This window comes from Arthrobacter sp. SE2 (assembly GCF_058244265.1).
In genome coordinates this window covers 1-16,782 of the sequence record NZ_JBZAYA010000008.1, presented here as the reverse complement: position 1 = coordinate 16,782, position 16,782 = coordinate 1, and the positions used below count along the sequence as shown (strand labels likewise).

Sequence of the window (16,782 nt, the reverse complement as noted above, 5' to 3'; positions counted from 1 at the left end):
CGCAGTTGTTGTCGTTTTCAGCCCTCATAACGACAACTAGTGCGAGTCAGTTGGGCTGCTGCGCTGGCACAGTCCCACAAAACCGCCCAGGTGCTCCAGCCCTTCTGGTTGGGTGGGCAGGTAGTTGGTCAGCTCCGGTGAGCGTACGACGACGGCCCGCCACTGACCGCGCGACACCGCCACATTGATCCGGTTGCGCGAGAGTAGGAACTCCATGCCGCGGGGCACCTCGGCGGCAGCGGATGCAGCCATGGACACGATCACCACGGGAGCTTCCTGGCCCTGGAACTTGTCCACGGTCCCGACCCGCACGCCGCGAAGTCCAGCCGCCCTCAGTTCGTGCTGGATGAGCTGCACTTGGGCGTTATAAGCAGCAACCACGAGGATGTCCTTTTCAAGCAGTGGCCGTTCCTCGGCTGATTCCCGCGGATCCAGCCAAGCCAGGCCAAGGTGTGCCCTGACTTGGCGGACTACCTCCGCGGCTTCTTCCGGAGACTGCGTGGAATTGCCACTGTGCTGGACGTAAACGCACTCGACGCCGGCCCGAACTCCGGACAGACGCCGCGTCGAAGCAGCCGGTGCTGAATGCAGCCGACCATCGTAGGACAGCTCCGACACCGCAGCGCACAGATCCGGGTGCATGCGCCACGACGTCGCCAGGAAGTAGCCGAGCTCCGCGGGGAGCGTGTGCATGCCGTTGGCCAGCCAGCCGAGTGCGGACTCATCGACCGGTTCGGGGTGCTTGCCCTGGGTGACTTGGGGTAGTTGCTGCGGGTCGCCGAGGAGCAGCAGTCGCTTCGTTGCCCGGCTCACCGCGAGAGTGTTGGCGAGCGAGAACTGCCCGGCTTCGTCGATCACCAGTAAGTCCAAGGATCCAGCAGGAACGGTCCGGCCCGTCATGGTCCACGCTGTGCCGCCGATCAAGCAGCCTTCCTCGGAGGCCAGAAGCCGCTCAAGGTCATCCTTGGACTGCTGGTCCCACGGAACGGGGTCATCATGCTTCATTTCCTTGGCGATGAGCGTAGGATCCACCCCGGCCTTCACCGCGGCATGGAGCACGTTTTCGACTACCGCATGGGACTGTGCAACAACCCCTACCTTCCAGCCCGCACGCACCAGCCGCGCGACAACGTGCGAGCCAACGTACGTCTTGCCCGTTCCTGGCGGGCCCTGTACGGCCAGGTATGACTGGTCCAGATCCGATACTGCGGCGGTGATGGCGTCCACATATGCATCGTCGCCGGATCCGACGGCGGGCAGTTCCGGAAGCGCGGCCAGTCTCGGCCGGATACGGCGTAACAAGTCCAACGCCGGATCCTTGGGCCATGACGGCAGACTGGAACGAAGCTTGACGGCCAGTTCGCTCAAGGCCTTCCTCTGCCCGTCCGTATTGACTGGAGCGTCGGGCGTCAGAGCCATGGGAAGCTGCGAGTATTCGGCGGCACCCTTGGGCAGTCGCTCCGAGATGGTCACGACATCCGAGGCGCCGTCGTCGGGCCCTGAAAGCGCGCCGCCGTCATCAAGGGCGTCGGGATCGCCAACCTCGATTACCTCAGTGCCGGACATTCCCGATCTGCCGAGCGTGCTTTCGTTCTTGCCGAGGAAGGCGTCGGGAAGTGGCGGCTCGTACATCCGGAAGTACTTCTTACCGGGCGCGAAACCGGAGCCATCGGCGGCGTGGCCGAACAGCCGTACCTTCCGTGCCGGGTTGCTGCGGGGAGTCGGCTTGGCCCAGTCTTCCAGCACTTCGCCGCCTTCCACGATGAAGCAGTCGCTCGTGTCTTCCCATTCGGAGACAGGCCGGTCCAGGCGGTCGAAGTGTCCCCACCAGAATTGCTTGTCCTCACGCCGGTGAAAGCCGACCGCGGCCGCCACCATGGCCACCGCCCGGTTGTCGTTGGAGCGGAGGGAATCGTCCGGCAATTCCGCAAGGTAGTCGAGGAGGGCTGTTTCCTCGGGCGCGGCCTCGTACTTGTCTGGCTCGGTCTCCGCGGGTAGCTCGGGTCCCGAAGCGGCCGGAAAACCGGGCTCAATGGAGCGTTCCGCTGCCAAGCCCAGCAGCCAATTCCGCAGTTCCAGGGTGGAGAGGCAGTCGTATTCGTTGTAGTCGGAGATGCCCGCCAGGATGGTTGCCGCTTCATCGTCGCGGTTCGCGTCCCGGGCCGTGCAGTAGTTGGCGTAGGCAACCACGGAGGCTCCGGCGTCGGTCACGTCGCCCGAACGCAAATGCTTGCCCATATACAGGGGCTCGAGTTTCTTGATGCTGTAGGAGTCTTCAGAGATGCGGATGCTGTGCCGCACGGTGTCGTAGAGGTCCACCAACACGCCTCCGCGTAGGAGGTTGTCCACGGCGGCTTCGCCCACGGTGTGGATGACCGATAGGTTCCGCAGCGCGGTTTTCTCATAGGCCGCGTAGTGATAGATCCGCATGTCCGGATACTTCATGCGGCGTTCTTCCACGTAGTCGAGGAAATCGATGAACGCCTGCCGTTCCTCAGCCCGGGAATGTGCCCAGAACGGTTTGAACACCGGAGATCCGCCCGGCTCCGTCGGATTTTCCACGACCCCGAACAAGTACTCCAGTCCCCAGCGGCCCGTTACCGGGTCTTGCCACAGGGGGTCTCCCTCGAAGTCGAAGAAGATGTCTCCCGCGTCGGGCCGGGGGAGCCGGGCCAGGGAGTTGGACGCCAGGACGGAGTAGCTGATGCTCTTCGCAGTTCCCGTCTTGTCGGTGTAATTGACTGTGCCATCGGGTGCGGCTGTTCCGGTTTGCAGTCGGGCTTGTTCCTGCAGTCGCCGCGTGGCGGAATCCGCGGCGTCGGGCATCTCGGCAAGGGCGTCGATAGTGAAGATGCCGTTTTCCATGAGCTTCTTGCGCCGAGTGATCCTCATCCCCGCCACCATCAGCAGGTCCCGGTTGAGGCGCACTTGTTCTTTGCAGTAGTCGCAGCGCCCGCACGCGGTGACTCCGGGCGTGCCCCATTGGATAGGCTCCAACCGCGATCGGTGCGCGTCCGTCAATGTGAGGAAGCGGTCCCGGCGTTCACGGAACACCGGCAGGACATCGGCGAGCCGGTGGTCGCTGTGCACGTAGTCGAAGCCGCCGGCGTCCGATCCGGCAGCGTCCCGCTGGATGGTAGCCCCGAGAACAAGGGTCAGATCCGGGGCCGGAGTGATTCCCGCCTTGAGCAGCTGGTCGCCGTAGGCAGCCAGTTGCAGCAGTGCAGTGACCTTGGCGTGGCGGGCGAGCTTGGTGTCGTACACCGCGTAGCTGCCGTCCGGCTGTTTGACGAGGAAATCGGACCGTCCGTGAAACTGGCCGTCGAAGAATGCCGCCTGGAAGACCACATCCGCGCCCGATCGCAACGCCTCGATCGATTCCGCATGCTTGGCTTTCAGAGTGGCGCGGTCCATCGCGTCGGCGGGAACGACGTCGAACACGCCCGCGCGCGTCAGCGGATCCCAGGTGCCGAACTCGGCCACGAAACGGTCCAGCACCCTGTGCTCGTGAACGTCGCCCAGCGCGGCGGTCCGCTCCAGCATTTCGTCGACGGCGGAGGACGGCTTCTGCGAGAGGCCCAGCTTCTCATCCAACTTGCGCAGCAACTGGTACTCGCACGTTGAGGCCGTGACGAGGTCGCTGGCGGAAAACACCAGATCCCGCTCGTGCCCCGCGTCTACTGAATCGAGAAAAAACACCGTGCCCCCAGACCGTTGAGCTGATGAAGCCAAGCTATCAGTGCGGTCCGACAGTAAGGCAGTCCTGGCAGTAGGGGATCAGAGCAGCAGGGGTCAGCGCAGTGGGGTCAGCCGCTGAAACGGAGGGTGATCACCAGGCCGATGAGCGCGACCACGCCGGCCAGGATCATGGCTGCCCTGGGATTGCCGAAGTTGAGGGTCCATCCCAGGCCGAAGCGCCGCGGAACCATCAGCGCGTGGTCTTCGCGGTTGACGTAGAACAAGCCGCTCCGCCAGTATTTGTCGTCCTCCCGGTGGGTTAGCCCGGTGTCCTCCTCGCCCTCGTCACGCGCGCGGTTGTTCCTGGCGAAGACGACGACGGCGACCGCGACGGCGGCCAGGATCGGGAGCGCGACCACCAGCGGCGCCCACGGCGTGACAGTGCCCGTCCACATCAGCAACGATGATCCCAGCATCGCCAGGTCGATCATCGCCAGCAATCCGAGGAGTGCCTTGGCGCCCAGCAGCATGTACCGGCGGTGCCAATGCGCGGAGCCTGCCGGGTGCGCCGGGTCGATGTCGGGCCGGCTGCGGAAGAGGATCGCAGCCGCGATACCCACGAGCAGCGCGGTCACGCCGATTTGCACGAATACCAGGGAGAAGGCGGTGCCGATCGATTTGGCGGCCAATCGATTAGGCATTCCTTTCGCACCGTAGTGCACCGCGAGCACGTCTGGCATCGACGGGTAGCTGATCACGCCGATCACCACAGTGGCGATAGTGATGATCAATGCCGGTGCCAGCCAGAGCCAGGGAAAACGCGGTGGATCGGTCCGCAATTCGGTGTCTACCGCGACGACCTGGTGCACGCCCTCATACCAACCCCCGGCGGCCTTAGCGGCCCGGATTTCGTGGTTGGCAAGGAAGAAGCAGCCGTACCAGAAGCCGACGAGCACCAGCACCGACAGCGGTAGGAGCAACGTTTCGCCTGTCATGCCGTAGATGGCTAGGCAGACCCCGATGGCGACGATCCCGCTCAGGAGAACCCGCCAACGATAGATGCGGGTCTGCCTGACCACGGTTGGGTCGTCGGCACGCTGGGCCGGTACGCGGACCCCGAAGGGAACCGTCGGGCTGTTGATCGCGGGCAGGACCAGTGCGATGGCGAGCACCAGTGCCGCCAACGCGGAGCTCAAGACAATGGCAACGGTCATGGTGTTTCCTCTGGCTGCGTGGTTCCAAATGAATCGAGTATCGACCGGCAGGACTTGAGAACTTCGTCGGCCGATAGTCCCCTCGCGACGGCTTCGGCCAGCAGGGTCCGTGCCCTCGTGGTCCATTCCGCGCCAAACGACGGGTCCGCGACCGTCGGGGTCACCACCGCGCCGGTCTTGCGGTTGAGCTGGATCAGGCCCTGCTGGCGCAACAGGTCATAGGCTTTGTTCACGGTGTGGAAGTTGATCCCGAAGTCCGCGGCGAGCGTCCTGGTGGCCGGCAACGAGCTGCCCTCGGCCAGCACGCCGTCGGCGATCGCCTCCACGATCTGGTCCCGCAACTGCTGGTAGATCGGCACGTCGCTGGCTAGGTCTACGTTGAGGATCATCACTCACACCTCCGTCTTTATTATATAAGTTATAGAACAAGTAGCGGAAGATCCCCACCTCCGGAAAGCAGGCTCCGAATGACCCAGTCTGACGCCCCAACCTCCCAAGACCCCGCCTTCGAAGCCGCATACCAGGCAGCCCAAAAGAGCCTTCGCGAAGGCGGCATTCCCATCGGCGCAGCGCTCGCCCGTGGTGGCGTGGTGATCGCCAGCGGGCACAACGAACGCGTCCAGAACGGCGATCCCATCGCGCACGGGGAAATGTCTGCCCTCCGCGCAGCCGGCCGCCAGAAGAGCTACCGGGACACCACCCTCTACACGACCCTCGCACCGTGTGCCATGTGCACGGGCACTATCATCCAGTTCAAAATCCCGCGCGTGGTGGTGGGGGAGGCCCGCACCTTCGGCGGCGAATTCGAGCTGCTGCGGTCCAGAGGCGTGGAGGTGGTGGTCCTCGATGACCAGCGGTGCGTGGACATGATGCGCACGTTCCAGGAAGAGAATCCGGAACTGTGGGCGGAGGACATCGCTGAGTAATCCAGCCGAGTAAGTCCGGCGGGAGCAAAAAGAATCTGGCCACAGCCAAACCCCAAGCGTAGGCTGACAGCATCGGCGTCGGTGCCGGGGGGTCCGCGTCGATACCCAATCGATCAAGGAGGACTCATGAGTGTTGTGCGCGAATTCATGTCCACCAATGCCCAGTGCGTCAAGGAAGAGCAGCCGCTGCGTGACGCGGCTGTCCTGATGCGCGATCTGGACGTCGGGTCCCTGCCGATCTGCGGCAGCGATGGAAAGCTCAAAGGATTCATCACTGACCGCGACATTGTGGTCAAGTGCGTTGCTGAGGGATTGGATGTTGACCGGCTGACCGCGGCGGATCTCGCCCAGGGCACGCCGATCTGGATCGATGCCGATGCCAGCATCGACGCCGCCATCGACCTAATGGAGAAGCACCAGGTCCGGCGCCTTCCGGTCATCACCGACCACAAGTTGGTGGGTATCATCAGCCAGGGCGACATCGCCCGCAACTACACCGAGGAGCGCGTAGGCGAATTGGTGGAGCACATCTCCGCCAAAACCCCCATGGCGCAACTGGGCTAACTGCAACTTTCGCACCCATCAAGCGTCACGGCCCGCCGGCCGTGGCGCTTCCCTATGCGGGTCAGGACTTGAGTGCCGGAAGCTAGAGAAACGCTTCCCGCCCCGTGCCTTCCCGCATCACCAGTTCCCCGTCCTCAATGGAAACCAGCAGGCTCTTTGCTTTTCCATGCAGTTTCTTGCTTGCGCTCAACTGACGGCTGGTGACCTCGACGCCCACTGTGGATCCCTTCGCAGGCAACTCCACGGATATCTCCGCCGCCATTCCCAGCATCTCCCTGGTCGATACATCGCGCTCGTGGTGAGCCTCTTTGTGGTTGACGGTGACTTCTACGTCGTCGGAGTCAAAGCCGTCCTGCAGGATGATGAGCAGTTCTTGCATGATGCGCCTCTTCCTTGAGTAGCATTCCTGACCGGATCAACGGCGGCTCTTTCAACTACAGCACTCCGCGCCGTCTTTAGGTAGGGCAAAATGTCAGGGTGACTCATCTTCCACAGCACCAGTCAGCAGACGCCGCCATCCACACCTTGATCGCCGACGAGCTCGGTGTGAAGGCCTGGCAGGTCAAGGCCGCGGTTGACTTGCTCGACGCCGGATCCACCGTTCCGTTTATCGCCCGGTACCGCAAGGAAGTCACCGGGACGCTCGATGACACCCAGTTGCGCGAGCTCGAGGAACGGCTCCGGTATCTGCGGGACCTGGAGGACCGCCGTCGAACGGTGCTTGAGGCGATTGCCGCTCAAGGCAAGCTGACTCCGGAACTGGAGGCCGCCGTCGTCGGCGCGGATACCAAATCCCGGCTGGAAGACATCTACCTGCCCTTCAAATCCAAGCGCCGCACCAAAGCGCAGATCGCCCGCGAAGCCGGCCTCGAACCGCTCGCCGATGCGCTCCTCGCGAACCCGCAGCTTGAGCCTGAGCGTGAGGCCGCCAAGTACCTCAACGCCGAGCACTCCATCGACGATGCCTCCGCGGCGCTTGCCGGTGCCCGATCGATCCTAGTGGAGCGGGTCTCCCAGGACCCCGATCTCGCCGAAACGCTGCGCGAGCGGCTGTGGACGCAGGGGCGGATGGTGTCGCGCGTGAAGAAGGGCCAGGAACTCGAGGGGCAAAAGTTCAAGGACTACTTCGAGTTCTCCCAAGTGCCTTCCGGCATGCCCGGCCACCGCGTGCTCGCGCTCCTGCGCGGCGAGAACGACGGCGTCCTTGAGCTTGATCTCGCCGAAGCAGAACCAGCCGACGACGACGCCCTGGCCGCCGCGCGTGGCCGGTACGAGAACGCTGTGGCCAAGTGCCTCGGGGTTGTCGATCGTGGCCGGCCCGCCGATTCGTGGCTTGTGCAGACCGCACAGATCGCCTGGCGCTCGCGCATCCTGGACCGCCTGAGCAATGACCTGCGCGGCCGCATGTTCGCGCAGGCCGAGGACGAGGCCGTGCGGGTCTTCGCGGCCAACCTCCGCGACGTGCTCCTTGCGGCTCCTGCTGGAAACCGCGCCACGCTGGGCCTGGACCCTGGACTGCGCACCGGGGTGAAGGTGGCCGTCGTCGATGGCACCGGCAAAGTCGTAGCCACCGACACCGTCTATCCCCACGCCCCGGCCAAGAAGTGGGACGAGGCCTTGGTGACGCTGGAGCGCTTGGCGCGTCAGCACGGCGTCGAGCTCGTCGCGATCGGCAACGGCACGGCGTCGCGCGAAACCGACAAGCTCGCCGTTCAGCTCATCAAGTCGCTGGCAGCATCCGGCGGGCCGACGCTGCAGAAACTCGTGGTCTCCGAGGCTGGTGCTTCCGTGTACTCGGCGTCTGCGCTCGCGGCCGCGGAACTGCCCGGCATGGACGTGTCCTTGCGCGGAGCCGTTTCCATCGCCCGACGCTTGCAGGATCCGCTGGCCGAATTGGTGAAGATCGAACCGAAGTCGATCGGCGTAGGGCAGTACCAGCACGATGTCACGGCTGCCAAGCTCGACCGTTCGCTGGACGCCGTCGTCGAGGACTGCGTGAATGCGGTGGGCGTGGACGTGAACACGGCGTCGCCCGCGCTGCTGGCCCGGGTGGCCGGCGTCGGGCCGCTTCTCAGCGAAAACATCGTGGCGTACCGCAACGAGAACGGCCCCTTCGCTAAGCGGGCCGACCTCAAGAAGGTGCCGCGGCTGGGTGCCAAGGCTTTTGAGCAGTGCGCGGGCTTCCTGCGGATCACCGGGGGAGCGGAACCGCTCGACGCGTCCAGTGTCCACCCGGAAGCTTATTCGGTAGCCCGGAAGATCGTTGCCGCCGCGCATGGAACTGCCGTGTCCTCGCTCGATCCGCAGGCATTCGTGGACGGGACGTTCGGCCTGCCCACGGTGCGCGACATCATGTCCGAGCTCGAAAAGCCGGGCCGCGACCCCCGGCCGGCATTCGCCGCAGCGACATTCTCCGAGGGCATCGAGAAGATTTCCGACCTCAAGCCCGGCATGATCTTGGAAGGCACCGTCACCAATGTGGCGGCGTTCGGGGCTTTCGTTGATGTCGGGGTACACCAGGACGGTCTGGTCCACGTGTCCGCGTTGTCCAACAAGTTCGTGTCCGATCCCCGCGAGATCGTGAAGTCCGGACAGGTCGTCCGCGTGAAGGTCCTTGAGGCGGATCCGGAGCGGAAGCGCATTTCGCTCACCCTCAGGCTCGACGACGAACCCGGCACCGCGGGCGGGTCCGGTCCGCGGGGCGGCGGGCGTGGCGGCGAGCGCGAGCGGCGCCCGGCGGCGCCGCAGGGTGGACAGTCCGCGAAGGCGGTTCTTGCTAAGGGTGCGCCTGCTCGCAAGGCGGTTCCTGCGAAGGCGGCTCCTCAAGCGCCGGTCAATACGGCCATGGCCGAAGCGTTGCGGCGGGCCGGGTTGGGGAAGTAGCCGCATACCCGTCGTCCGGCCCCGGCACCCAAAAGCTGATCATTCTGAAGGGATGCTGCTGATTCCCGACGTATGAGTGGCATCATGTAGGAGATCAGCAGCGTTAGCTTGTGCCAGGGGGGGCCATGATTCGAACGCGCGGGCAGGGGAAGAGGACACGGACGTTCAGGCCTAGATGGTGGTTGTATGCCATCTTCGCCATGGAGTTGTGTGTTGCCTTGGCGGTGGGGCTGCCCTACCTCTTCGGCGATGATTCTTGGGAAGCCTGGGGATGGCCGGTCTGGATTTCGGATGCTTTTTCGTTGCTCGTGGTCCCGGCAGTGGTTTTCGCATCATTTTCTTTGGTGCGCCAGCAGCTCCGGGAGCGGGCTGAAGCGTCCCGGACCACCCGCTTGATGGATACGGTGCTGACCACCAGCCGGGAGTGGTTGTGGGCAATAGGACCCGACGGGCGCTTCACCTTCTCCAGCCCGGCGGGCGTGGATTTGACCGGGTACGAGCCTTCCGAACTGTTGGGCAGGCATTTCAGTCTGATCATCGATCCTGAGGATCTGGCCGACGCCCTGCAGTTCAGGACTTCGAGCCAGGACGAAGCTGCCGGTTGGGCCGGACTCCGAGCCGTGTGCCGCCACAAGGACGGCAACAAGGTCCTGGTCGAAGTTTCAGGAAGGGCACTTCGTGACGCCGTCGGCCGACCCAACGGTTTCGAAGGAACCAGCAGGGCCCTCGATCCCGGGACCGCGGACACGCTGGCTACTGGCGAGATCAGGAGCCGGATCGAGGCGGTGCTCGCCGGACGTTCCTTGATGACGGCATTCCAACCCATCCGCTCCCTGGAATCGCACTCAATCGTTGGGGCCGAAGCCTTGACCCGGTTCCCGGGCTCTCCGGGTATTTCCCCGGAGGTGATGTTCGCTGAGGCTACCGCCGTCGAACTGGATGTTGAGCTTGAGATTCTTGCCCTCGAGAGCGCGCTCGCAGCTGCGAAGGGGCTGCCACTCGCGTTATCGGTTTCCGTCAATCTCTCACCCCGGGCATGCCTTGACGCGAGACTCTCCGATATTCTCGCGGACTCTGGAATATCGACGGGCAGAATCGTGCTCGAGGTGACGGAACGCCACCACGTCGTGGATTACGGCCCTCTCGCAGCGGCACTTGCACCTTTGCGCTGCCGCGGCTTGAGGATCGCCGTTGATGACGCGGGCGCAGGTTTTGCTTCCATGCGCCACGTCCTGTGGCTCAAGCCCGATGTGATCAAGCTGGACAGGGAGATCATCGCCGGCATTGACACGGACCCGGGCCAGCGGGCCCTGGGGGCGGCCATGGTCGGCTTCGCGAAGGAAATCGGGGCAGCCTTGGTCGCCGAAGGGATCGAAACCGAAGCTGAGTTAAGCGCGGTGGCGGAGCTCGGCATGACCGCCGGGCAGGGCTACCTGCTGGGCCGGCCCTCGGTGCGGCCGGAGGAATGGGCACAGTGGGATGAGGCGTTCCAGCACCGGGAAAGACCGAAGACATCGATGAAGCCCGGGCCCAATTAGTCCCCACCGCCACCCTCGCCTCGCAAGCTCGGCCAGGGAACCCTGGCGGCGTGGGCCCACGCAGCAGGTGTCGTTTTGAAGCTTGAGAACGACACCTACTGCGAGTTAGTTGCGTTAGGGGATGGCCTGACCAAAGGGCCTAACGGCCATCTTCGATGAAACTACTCATTCGTACCAAGCAGGAATACTCATTTTGCCGCCAAACAACACTCAATTCGGCACTATCAGCACCTAGTCGCAACTTTCCTCTAACAAATGCAACTACGATGGTCACTCACTTGCTACAACTCAAAGGGGAGAGAAATGGGCATTGGGAAGAAAATACGGAGCGTCATTACGGTTGTGGTGACAAGTGCCGCTCTTTTGGTCGGTGGAATGAACGGCGCAATGGCTGCAACTGTTCCAGCGCCCCCGCAGCCAAAAACAACGTCGCAGTTGCAAACACCTGAACAGATTCAAACCGCGATTTCTGAGGCGTTCGACGGTGATAGCAACCGTCTAGCTTTGCTCCTTGAAAGTCCTCAAGTCTCGGAGACGCAAGCGGCGCTAAAAATCCGGCTTGAAGGACGGGGCGACTTTTCCGGTGGACACTTCCTGGCATATAAAAAGGCACCCGGCGGCGCCATTGCCCCTATGTCGACGGGACGGTATGACTACTACTGCACGGGTTATAACGGAGTCACCATAGGATGGAACGGCAAGGAGATCCTGGCCTGTCACGGCTGGCTTGACACCTACATCTCGGGCCGCCATGTTGCACACTATAACCCCGATTTGATTCCCCGTGGCGGACTGGTGTCAATAGGATGTGCGTATGCAGGGTCTGGAGTAATCGTGTCCCTTATGGGACCGATAGGAGCAATCGGTTGGGCCGCTTACGGTGCGGGTGTCCTTTTCGCGGCAGGAGGGGTGGTCATTTCTTGTGGATAAGGTGAAAACCACGCCTTGGAGGGCCATCATCACGACCCAGTTGGTTGCAGCGCTTGGGCTGCTGGCGTTGCTCGTTCGATTCGACGCCCGCTGGTATGACTACATTTGGGTCGTCGCCTTGGTGGCCTACGAGATCTTGGTTATGCGGGCGCTCGTCCGTCGGCAGGACAAGTAGGCGCAACGACTAAAACGACGGCGGCACTCCGGCTCCTTTCAAAGGAACCGGAGCGACGCCGTCGTTCGCGTTTAGCTCGAGCCGCTAGGGTGCCGGGATCGGGAAGAACGCCCGCGGATCCTGCAACAAGGCCGGGTAGTCGAAGTCCGTGCGGTCGACGATCTTGGTGACCTTGAAGTTGCGGCCGAAACGGCCGTCTTCCAGGGTGATCGGCCGGCCGAGGATCTTGCCCAAGGCAAACTTGGCGCCGCCCTCGACGGGGACAAGGACAGGAGTGTTCCCGGGGAGCGTCCGGAAGGCCTCGTCCTGGCGCTGGCGGTTGCGGGTGGGCTTCTTCACCAGTTGCTTCGGGGCCTTGCGGGCGGTCTTGCCCGGGCGACGGGACGTTTCCGAAGCGTAGACGAATTGGTAGCCGTCGCCGTCGATGTTCGCGGCCTTGGCCTTGCCTGCTGCCGGCATCCCCACCTTGTCGATCTTCTCGGGTTCGACGTCGCCCACCGGAGCGCGAAGCACCCAAATGAAGTCGTCGTAGGGGTCTTCGGGGATGAACTCGTGACTGGGCTCGGGCCACAGGTACTCAAGGTCGTTCGGAGTGTCCGGAAAAAGCTCGGCGTAGAAGCGGGGCTCTTTCTGGAGCAGCTTGGAGCGGTGGCTCAAGTGGAAATCGGCGTCGCCGAGCCACGGCGGCATCGGAATCTTGGAGGCGTAGTCCGGGTGGGCTGCCTGGGGTGCGAACTCGGTGATGCTGGCGCGGGTGTTGTCCGGATTGCCGCGGGCGACCCATTCGTCCACCATGGCCAGGCCGTAGAGGGTGAGCGCGGGAACGTAGCCCATCCACATGCGGATAGCGGGGTGGGAGGGCCGGCCGAACTCGGGGATCACCAGTGCGCGAAGGATTTGCAGTGCTTCGACACGCTGCTTGCCTAGCCTTGCGGTGTCCAAGACGGCAGCACTTTGCTTGAAATCGGGGAACGGGAGGAAGGTCTGCATCCTTTCAGTTTGGGGGCCGAACCGCGTAGATCCAAGTTGGCCCGGTGTGGCCTTCCCCTCGCTCGTGGTAGTGGGGCCCTGAAGAACGCTTTGGCGGCGATACTTGTTCCATGGAAGCTGCGCCGGAATTCGGTCATGAAGTACATAGCGGTTTTGCTTGCTGGTGTTGCGGCACCGAGTATCCGGAGGCCAAGATCGTCCGGCTTGGAGCACATCCGGAGGCGGGAATATGCCTGTCTTGTACTGTCTCGCTCCGAAGCGCCGCGCGTCGGCGGGAGACCCGCCCCGGAAACTGGCTGACGCTTGCAGTTCTGGGGTCGGTTGATCGAGCCCGCGGCGCGGTAATGGCCCGCCGCTGGCAGCACCATCCGGTGTTTGGGTCCCTCTTGCGCGGAATCAACCGCTTTCTTCCCTGAACCCCGCTTTGCCGGGTGCCCAGATGGGGTGTGTTGAGTATTCGTCCTACTCTTGTCGGGTGGAAACTTTTGGCGAATCGACGACGACGGCGGCACCTCCGGTTGCCGAACTGCACCTACACATCGAGGGGACGCTCCAGCCCGAGCTGATTTTCGCGCTCGCGGAACGGAACGGGATTGAGCTTCCGTACGCGGATTTGGACGAACTGCGCGCACGGTACGAGTTCACGGATCTGCAGTCATTCCTGGATCTGTACTACGCCAACATGGCCGTGTTGCGCACCGAGCAGGATTTTGCGGACATGACCAGGGCCTATTTGGCACGCGCCGCGGCCGGTGGCGTGCGGCACGTCGAGGTCATGATGGATCCGCAGGCGCACATCTCGCGCGGAGTGGCGCTGAAGACGTGCGTGAACGGTGTTGCATCCGCACTCGCGACGTCGGTGGAGGAGTTCGGCGTCTCGACGCTCCTGATTGCCGCGTTCCTGAGGGACATGTCCGAGGAATCTGCGCTGGAGGTTTTAGACCAGCTTCTCGCGATGAAGGCGCCGATTGCGGGAATCGGCTTGGACTCGGCCGAGGTGGGCAATCCGCCGTCGAAGTTCGAACGACTCTACGGCCGCGCGGCGGAGGCCGGACTGCGACGGATCGCGCACGCCGGCGAGGAAGGCCCTGCTTCGTATGTGTACGAGGCTCTCGACCTGCTTGGCGCTGAGAGGATCGACCACGGCATCCGATGCATGGAAGATCCGGCCCTGGTGGAGCGGTTGGTGGCTGAGCAGGTTCCCCTGACAGTGTGCCCCCTGTCCAACGTCCGGCTGCGCGCGGTGGATACCCTCGCCGAGCACCCTTTGCCTGCGATGCTGGCAGCCGGGCTGAATGTCAGTGTGAATTCGGACGATCCCGCCTACTTTGGCGGCTACGTGGACGACAACTTCGAGCAACTGGTCGCGGTGCACGGCTTGTCTGTTGCTGACCGGGCCCGCCTGGCCGCGAACTCTGTGCGTTCGTCGTTCGCGGACGAGGCACGGAAGTCTGAACTGTTGGCCGAGGTTTCGCAGTGGGAGAAGGCTTCGGGGGAGTAAGGGAGGCCTTCGAGGGTACCCCAACCGCCGGCTACTGAGCGGTACCCGAGAGCCTTCCATCACTTGCCGACCGTTTGGGCGTAATAGTGGGACACGACACACGGTGTTTACCCAGAATAGTCGCCAGAATTTACAGAACATTGGCAGACTGCTGAAGGAATGTTCGCCGTTGAAGGAGACCCAGTGGCCAAGTCCACCGTCGAAAAAAGCAGTGCCCGTCTCAAGACCGTCCTTGACGTCTTGGCTGAGGGAACGTGGTCCGAGAAGTCGTTGAATGCCGGCGAGATCCTGGCAGAGGCGATTGTGCGTGTCCCGCTGGACGAGCGCGAGAGTGAGTTGCTCAGTGGAGGGATTCCGCGGGGCCATAAGAGCCTGACGACGGAGACCGCCAAGCTGGTCAAAGCTGGTTGGTTGGTTAAGGGCCGTTCGGGCTGGACCATCACCGACGACGGGCTTCGTGCCACTGTCGCTTTCGCCAAGCCGGACGAGTTCGTCACTGCGCTAACTGAGGGCATTCCCGTCCCGGCAGACACGCCGCTTCCGACGGCCCCCGTCAAGAAGGCAACCGCCAGGAAGCCCGCGGCAAAGAAGGTACCCGCTGCAGAGAAGGCACCGGCTGCTAACGCAGCCGCGGAAAAGGCCCCGGCCGCCAAGGCAGCGCCCAAGAAAGCTGCGGCACCCAAGGCGACAGCCGCCGTCGAGAAGCTCGACCAGCCGTCCGCCGTCGCGATCGCCGGTGACTTCAACACGATTCTCGGCGCGCCGGAGGACTGGGCTCCGCAGTACGACGAGGTGCAGATGAAGTTCAATTCCCGTCGCAAGGTGTGGACCCTCGCCGCCACGCTGCCAGCCGGCTTCTACACCTACAAGATCGCGCTGAACCGCTCGTGGGACGAGAACTACGGCGCGTTCGGCGCGCGTGATGGTGCCAATCACGAACTACAGCACAACGGCGGCAAGATCACCTTCACGTACGACCACACCACGCGCGACATCGTCACGGCTTAGTTGTAACTCCCAAGTTTTCTCCAAGTCCAATGTGGACTTGGAGAAAACTTGGGAACAAAGCGCCCGGGCTCCGAGGTTAGGGTAGGTCAAAAGGACCTAACCGAGGAGCCAGCGATGACCGATGCCACCTTCCGCCACAACGTTGACCGCGAACGCTTTGAAGTGCTCGCCGATGGCCACGTGATCGGTAAGGCCGCGTACAAAGCGTACGACGACGGCGGGTCCCCGCAGCGGATTTTCTACCACACGGTGATCAACGAGGAGTTCGGCGGCCAAGGGCTGGCGCGCAGGCTCGCCGAAGTTGCCTTGGACGAGACTGTGAGCGAGGGACTCGGGATCGTGCCGGTGTGCCCTTTCATCAAGAAGTTCCTCACCAAGCACTCGGAATACGCGGCGAACGTGACTGCCCCGACGCTGGCGCATTTGGAGTACCTCAACGCGGCCCTCGTTCCGGCTGCTAGGGCCTAAGAGCGGCGGGTCGCGCCGCCGTCGAACCTCATGAATACATCAATGAACCCGGAGTCGTGAGAACCTCGCCGGTCTCCAGCCAGGTCTTCAGGCCGGAGAGGATCATCGGCCAACCGCCGTAGATCTGGTCGTTGCCGCCTTCGCGCAAGTCGCTGTGGGTGACGGTCAAATGGCAGGAGTCGCCGACGGGTTCGATCTCCCAGGTGACGCGTGATGTGCCCTCCGCTTTGACGTCCTCGCCCCAGAGCGCGCGCATGGTCTGGACGAGCCGGCGCGGCGGATCGACCTCCACGTTTTCGCCTTCGCCCAGGACCATTCCGTTGGCCTTGGGATTGTGCATCTCGTAGTGCCCGCCCGGCGTCCAGTCCGCGGTGTGGGTGTTGCCGAACTGGTACTTGCTGCGGGTGTCGCTGTCCGTGATGGCTTCCCAAAGCCGCTCCGGAGTGGTCTTGATGTAGATTTCGAAGATCTTTTCCACGGGACTTTCCAATCTGGTCTTGAGGTCGCTCAACGCAGCGGCCCACGGTTCTGCATATTTGCTCACCCAACGGTCGTGGACGAGCCTGATGGGTACCGGATTCAGGTAGTGGAGCTTTTCGCGACCACGACGGCGGGTCACAACCAGCCCGGCTTCCTCAAGGATCTTGAGGTGCTTCATGATCCCGAAACGGGTCATGTCGAACCGTGCTTCAAGCGCGCTGAGCGTCTGCCCGTCCTCGCGGAAGAGCTCGTCGAGCAGATCCCTGCGGGTGGGGTCGGAGAGTGCCTTGAAGACGGCGTCCATGCATTCAGAATAGGTGACCATTTGGTCACATGTCAATGGATTCGGGTGGACTTCAACTGGGCAGGCTCATGTCCGGGTGGGTCTGAAGTGGTGGTTGCGTCGGGGTGTTTGGCGGGGGTCGAC

Annotated in this window: 15 protein-coding genes; 9 read left to right on the top strand and 6 right to left on the bottom strand. The window is 63.2% G+C overall.

The features are described 5' to 3' along the window. Positions 1 to 36 precede the first annotated feature (36 nt). The 3 genes from AC4CS3_RS12525 to AC4CS3_RS12515 form a co-directional block, all read right to left on the bottom strand. Entirely contained in the window at positions 37 to 3,699 is a 3,663-nt protein-coding gene (locus tag AC4CS3_RS12525; protein ID WP_490783758.1) for a TM0106 family RecB-like putative nuclease, read from the bottom strand. A gap of 107 nt (positions 3,700 to 3,806) precedes the next feature. Then, positions 3,807 to 4,892: a DUF1648 domain-containing protein gene (locus tag AC4CS3_RS12520; protein WP_490783757.1), complete on the bottom strand. Its 1,086-nt coding sequence runs from the start codon at positions 4,890 to 4,892 to the stop codon at positions 3,807 to 3,809. Then, positions 4,889 to 5,281 (bottom strand): GntR family transcriptional regulator, encoded by a 393-nt coding sequence (locus AC4CS3_RS12515; protein WP_490783756.1) that lies wholly within the window; start codon positions 5,279 to 5,281, stop codon positions 4,889 to 4,891. Before AC4CS3_RS12515 ends, AC4CS3_RS12520 begins: the two co-directional genes overlap by 4 nt. A 78-nt stretch (positions 5,282 to 5,359) precedes the next feature. Between AC4CS3_RS12515 and AC4CS3_RS12510 the strand changes: the two genes are divergently transcribed. Both AC4CS3_RS12510 and AC4CS3_RS12505 read left to right on the top strand, forming a co-directional pair. After that, positions 5,360 to 5,818 (top strand): nucleoside deaminase, encoded by a 459-nt coding sequence (locus AC4CS3_RS12510; RefSeq protein ID WP_490783755.1) that lies wholly within the window; start codon positions 5,360 to 5,362, stop codon positions 5,816 to 5,818. Between the two features lie 126 nt (positions 5,819 to 5,944). Next, positions 5,945 to 6,382 (top strand): CBS domain-containing protein, encoded by a 438-nt coding sequence (locus AC4CS3_RS12505; protein WP_490783754.1) that lies wholly within the window; start codon positions 5,945 to 5,947, stop codon positions 6,380 to 6,382. 82 nt (positions 6,383 to 6,464) lie between these two features. Here the strand turns inward: AC4CS3_RS12505 and AC4CS3_RS12500 are convergent, their stop codons facing one another. Further along, positions 6,465 to 6,761 carry a hypothetical protein gene (locus tag AC4CS3_RS12500; RefSeq protein WP_284751491.1) on the bottom strand — a complete coding sequence of 99 codons (297 nt, stop codon included), beginning with the start codon at positions 6,759 to 6,761 and terminating at the stop codon, positions 6,465 to 6,467. Positions 6,762 to 6,859: 98 nt separating this feature from the next. Between AC4CS3_RS12500 and AC4CS3_RS12495 the strand changes: the two genes are divergently transcribed. From AC4CS3_RS12495 to AC4CS3_RS12480, 4 genes are all read left to right on the top strand, one after another. Beyond that, entirely contained in the window at positions 6,860 to 9,265 is a 2,406-nt protein-coding gene (locus AC4CS3_RS12495; protein WP_490783753.1) for a Tex family protein, read from the top strand. A 200-nt stretch (positions 9,266 to 9,465) separates the two neighbouring features. Further along, on the top strand, positions 9,466 to 10,803 hold the full coding sequence (locus tag AC4CS3_RS12490) for a sensor domain-containing phosphodiesterase (RefSeq protein WP_490783752.1): 1,338 nt from the start codon (positions 9,466 to 9,468) through the stop codon (positions 10,801 to 10,803). A 303-nt stretch (positions 10,804 to 11,106) separates the two neighbouring features. Further along, entirely contained in the window at positions 11,107 to 11,733 is a 627-nt protein-coding gene (locus AC4CS3_RS12485; RefSeq protein ID WP_490783751.1) for a hypothetical protein, read from the top strand. 1 nt (position 11,734) lies between these two features. Next, the gene (locus tag AC4CS3_RS12480; RefSeq protein WP_490783750.1) at positions 11,735 to 11,908 is read left to right on the top strand and encodes a hypothetical protein; all 174 of its coding nucleotides are present in this window, start codon (positions 11,735 to 11,737) and stop codon (positions 11,906 to 11,908) included. Positions 11,909 to 11,992: 84 nt separating this feature from the next. Here AC4CS3_RS12480 and AC4CS3_RS12475 read toward each other — a convergent pair whose 3' ends face one another. Continuing rightward, positions 11,993 to 12,898, bottom strand: coding sequence for an MSMEG_6728 family protein (locus AC4CS3_RS12475; protein ID WP_490783749.1), 906 nt, complete (start codon positions 12,896 to 12,898; stop codon positions 11,993 to 11,995). A gap of 475 nt (positions 12,899 to 13,373) precedes the next feature. Between AC4CS3_RS12475 and AC4CS3_RS12470 the strand changes: the two genes are divergently transcribed. The 3 genes from AC4CS3_RS12470 to AC4CS3_RS12460 all read left to right on the top strand — a co-directional run bounded on the left by AC4CS3_RS12470 (position 13,374) and on the right by AC4CS3_RS12460 (position 15,875). Further along, positions 13,374 to 14,399: an adenosine deaminase gene (locus AC4CS3_RS12470; protein ID WP_490783748.1), complete on the top strand. Its 1,026-nt coding sequence runs from the start codon at positions 13,374 to 13,376 to the stop codon at positions 14,397 to 14,399. A gap of 183 nt (positions 14,400 to 14,582) precedes the next feature. Beyond that, entirely contained in the window at positions 14,583 to 15,407 is an 825-nt protein-coding gene (locus AC4CS3_RS12465) for a pullulanase X25 domain-containing protein (protein WP_490783747.1), read from the top strand. Between the two features lie 114 nt (positions 15,408 to 15,521). Then, positions 15,522 to 15,875 (top strand): GNAT family N-acetyltransferase, encoded by a 354-nt coding sequence (locus tag AC4CS3_RS12460; protein WP_490783746.1) that lies wholly within the window; start codon positions 15,522 to 15,524, stop codon positions 15,873 to 15,875. Positions 15,876 to 15,903: 28 nt separating this feature from the next. Here the strand turns inward: AC4CS3_RS12460 and AC4CS3_RS12455 are convergent, their stop codons facing one another. Then, a complete protein-coding gene (locus AC4CS3_RS12455; protein ID WP_078106162.1) occupies positions 15,904 to 16,659 on the bottom strand; it encodes an ArsR/SmtB family transcription factor in 756 nt (251 codons plus the stop codon). Positions 16,660 to 16,782 lie beyond the last annotated feature (123 nt).